This window comes from Longimicrobium sp., assembly GCA_036387335.1.
In the GTDB taxonomy this organism is placed as follows: Bacteria; Gemmatimonadota; Gemmatimonadetes; order Longimicrobiales; family Longimicrobiaceae; genus Longimicrobium.
Genome location: DASVTZ010000047.1, coordinates 1 through 4030, shown reverse-complemented (window position 1 = coordinate 4030; position 4030 = coordinate 1). Strand labels below are relative to the sequence as shown.

Here is a 4030-nt window from a genome sequence, read left to right as displayed (position 1 = left end):
GGCGATGGCGCGCGCAGCCGTGTCCAGCTCCGCCAGGATGGCCTGGCGCGGGGTCTGGGCGGCGGCGGGGACGGCGAACGCGGCGGCGAACAGCGCGGCGATGAGGGCGCGGGTCATGGAAGCGGGGCAGGGGGTGGAGCGCGGGCGAACGGGAACGCTAACCCCACGATTCCACGCGCGGCAAGGGGCGCGCTTCCTTGCGCGGTACCACGTGCGCGCTACGTTTCGCCGTGAACCCATTCCGGAGGATGAACGAATGAAGCGCTGGTCCCCCACGCTGGTCGGCGCGCTGCTCGCGCTCGGGGCCGCGGCCCCGGCCGCGCACGCGCAGGACCCCGCCGTACCCGCCGGCGCCATGGCTGCACGGCGGGCGGTCCCCAACCCGATCGTGCTGCCGCGCGACTTCCAGCGCGCCGTCGCCCGCGGGACGCGCACCACCACCGGCACGCCCGGGCCACGGTACTGGCAGCAGCGCGCGGATTACCGCATCCGCGCCACCGTGGACGCGGCGGCCAAGACGCTCACCGGCAGCGAAACCATCACCTACCACAACCGCTCGCCGGACACGTTGCGCGTGGTGTGGCTGCAGCTCATGCAGAACGTCCATCAGCCCGAGGCGCCGCGCAACGAGGAGGCGGAGGTCACGGGCGGGTATCGCTTCACGCGCGTTGCGGCGGGCGGGCAGCCGGTGCGCGAGAGCGAGGACCTGCGCTCCGGCAGCGGCTACGCCATCGACTTCACCCGCATGGCCATCCGCCCCGCGAGCCCGGTGCTCCCGGGCGATTCGGTGCGCCTGGAGCTGGACTGGAGCTACAAGATCCCGCAGGCCGGCGCGGGCGCGCGGATGGGGCACAGCCGCGACAACCTGCTGTACCTGGCCTACTGGTATCCGCAGATGGCCGTGTACGACGACGTGGTCGGCTGGCAGACCGATCCGTTCCTGGGCGGCGCCGAGTTCTACATGGGCTACGGCAGCTACGAGTACACCGTCGACGCGCCCGAGGGGTGGGTGGTGATGGGGACCGGCACCCTCGCCAACGCCGAGCGGGTGCTCCCGGCGGACGTGCTGCAGCGCTGGCGCCGCGCGGCGCAGAGCGACACGACGGTCCACGTGCTGGGCGCGGGCGGCTTCGGGGCGGGGAAGGCGACCCTGCGCGGCGCCAGCGGCCGCCTGCAGTGGACCTTTCGGGCGGACAGCGTGCGCGACGTGGCGTTCAGCATGACGCGCGAGTCCAACTGGGACGCGGCGCGCACCCCCATTGGCGACCGCAACGGCGATGGGCGCACGGACTACGTGCTCATCCAGTCGCTCTGGCGCTCCACGGCGCCGCGCTGGGCCAACTCGGTGAAGTACGCGCAGCAGTCCATCACCCACCACTCGGAGTTCACGGGCGTGCGCTACCCGTGGCCGCACATGACCGCGGTGGAGGGGGAGGACATCATGGGCGGCGGGATGGAGTACCCCATGATGACGCTGATCGGCCCGTACACGGCGCAGGGCGACACGGCGCTCTACAGCGTGACGGCGCACGAGCTCGGCCACATGTGGTTCCCCATGATCGTCGGGGTGGACGAGCGGCGCTACGGTTGGATGGACGAGGGGACGACCAACTTCAACGAGAACGAGGCGTACAACGACTTCTACCCCGCGGGCCTCAGCGCGCACCTGCGCGAGCAGCGGCAGTACGTCGGCTTCGTGAACAACGTGGGCGACCCCGAGCTCCTCCGCTGGACGGACCTCCAGCAGCCGAACCTGGGCGGGTTCGCCACCTACACCAAGCCCGCCACGCTGCTCTCCACCCTGCGGGCCCTGCTGGGGGAGGAAACGTTCCTGCGCACCTACCGCAACTACGCGCGCACCTGGGCCTTCAAGCATCCGAAGCCCTGGGACTTCTTCAACGCCTTCAACGCGGGCGCGGGGCGCAACCTGGACTGGTTCTGGTCCACCTGGTACAAGGAGGCGTGGACGCTGGACCAGGCGGTGGGCAGCGTTACAAGTAGCGGCGCGAGCACAGTTATAACGGTCGAGGACCGCGGCAGCGCGCCGATGCCGGCCCGCCTGCTGGTCACGCACCAGGACGGCACCACGGAGCGCCGCGAGGTGCCGGTGGAGACGTGGCTCGGCGGTGCGCGCACCGCCACGGTGAGCGTCCCGTCCGGCAGCTCGCCGGTGGTGCGGGTGGAGATCGATCCCACCAGCTCCTTCCCGGATGTGGACCGCGCGAACAACGTCTGGACGCGCTGATCCTAACTGCTGGTCTCACGCAAAGACGCGAAGACGCTAAGGAAAGAAGGGGCCGCTCCGGGTGGGGCGGCCCCATTCCGATTTTGTAGTTCTTTGCGTCTTAGCGTCTTTGCGTGAGACTGCTGTTCCTTCAGGCGCCCGCGATGCGTCGGACCCCGTCGATGAGGCGGTCGACGTCTTCGAGGGTGGTGTAGGGCGCGAGGCCGGCGCGGATCAGGCCGCCGCAGTCGTCCAGGGCCAGGCGCTCGCAGACGGTAGTCGCGTAGAAGTTGCCGTTCCACACGAAGACGCCCTCCTCGCCCAGCCGCTTCGCCACCTCGTCCGGAGATGCGCCGGGGACCGTGAAGCCGAGGGTGGGGGTGCGCGGCTCCCCGTCCGGTACGCCGTAGACGCGCGTCCCGGGAATGGAGCGGATGCCGGCGATCATGTGGTCGAAGAGCTCGCGCTCGTGCGCCTCGATCATCTCGAACGCCCCGTCAAGCGCCGCGCGGCGGTCGTCGCCACCGGCGAGGCTGGCGATCCAGTCCACCGCCGCGGCGGCGCCGACGATCCCCTCGTGGTTCTGCGTTCCCGTCTCCCAGCGCTCCGGGGCCTCGTCGGAGGCGGGGGGCACCTTGTACGGTGTGAGGCGCTCCAGGTGCTCCTGGCGGCCCCAGAGGATGCCGACGTGCGGGCCGAAGAACTTGTACGCGGAGCAGGCCAGGAAGTCGCACCCCAGCGCCTGCACGTCGATGCGGCGGTGCGGCGCCAGGTGCACCGCGTCCACGAAGCTGATCGCCCCCACCGCCCGTGCCATCGCCGTCACGCGCGCGACGTCGTTGATGGTCCCCACCGCGTTCGATGCGCCCCCCACCGCCACCAGCTTCGTCTTGGGGCCGATCGCCTGCTCCATGGCCTCGTAGTCCAGCTGCATGGTCTCGGGGATGAAGGGGACGGTGCGCACCGTCACCGCGCGGTCCTCGGCCATGCGGCGCCAGGGGGCCTGGTTCGCCTGGTGGTCCAGCTCGGTGACCACGATTTCGTCGCCCTGCGTCAGCTCCCGTCCCAGCGAGCGCGACAGGTGGAAGGCGAGCGTGGTCATGTTCGCGCCGAACACGATCTCGCGCGGCGAGCCGGCGCCCAGGAAATCGGCGAACGCCTCGCGGGCAGCCGTCATGGCGGCGTCGGTCTCTTCGCTGGTGCGGAAGTGGCCGTGGGTGTTGGCGTTGTGCAGCGTCAGGTACTGCACCACCGCCGCGGCGACCTCCTGCGGCACCTGGCTCCCGCCCGGCCCGTCAAAGAACGCGATCGGCTTTCCCGCGACCCGACGCGCGAACACCGGGAACGACGCGCGGACGGCGTCGGTGAACGATTGTGAAGAGACGGTGTTCATCGTGTTGTCGGCATTTGGCTTAGAAGATGGTGCGTCAGAACGCGCACGAAGGAAGATGGCCTCTGCGCACGATCCGCGTCGGCGCAGATGCACGGGATGCACCGCGGGCGCGTCAGAATGCCGGGTGCTGGGTGGGTTGGCAACGGGGCGGGGGTGTTTTGGGGCGGGCAGTGGAGAAAGGCGGGGCACGGGCAGCCACGTGGGGCGGCCCCTACGAGGGTCGTGGTGCGGATGGCAGACGGCGGGGCGGAGGCAGGCACGGGCGTGATAAATCACGCCCCTACTGATGCTGAATAAATATGCATAGTTCGCGTGGAGGCATCTGCGAGGGCTACCCCACAAACGCAAACCCCCTCCCCCAGGCAGTTTTGGGGGAGGGGGATGCGTCGCGGAGCGACGCTGGGGGTGGGGGC

At 70.3% G+C, this 4030-nt stretch carries 2 protein-coding genes; one reads left to right on the top strand and one right to left on the bottom strand.

The genetic code is table 11. From position 1 onward, the window contains the following. Nucleotides 1-256: 256 nt before the first annotated feature. Nucleotides 257-2245, top strand: a complete 1989-nt coding sequence (locus VF647_04435; protein ID HEX8451321.1) for a M1 family metallopeptidase — start codon at nucleotides 257-259, stop codon at nucleotides 2243-2245. A 130-nt stretch (nucleotides 2246-2375) separates the two neighbouring features. On the opposite strand, the gene VF647_04430 is transcribed toward VF647_04435, so the two are convergent. After that, complete coding sequence (locus VF647_04430) at nucleotides 2376-3617, bottom strand: cysteine desulfurase-like protein (GenBank protein HEX8451320.1); 1242 nt, start codon at nucleotides 3615-3617, stop codon at nucleotides 2376-2378. Nucleotides 3618-4030 lie beyond the last annotated feature (413 nt).

Coding starts and splice junctions, on each gene's coding strand:
- VF647_04435 (HEX8451321.1), top strand. CDS start 257: ATGAAGCGCTGGTCCCCCACGCTGGTCGGCGCGCTGCTCGCGCTCGGG.
- VF647_04430 (HEX8451320.1), bottom strand. CDS start 3,617: ATGAACACCGTCTCTTCACAATCGTTCACCGACGCCGTCCGCGCGTCG.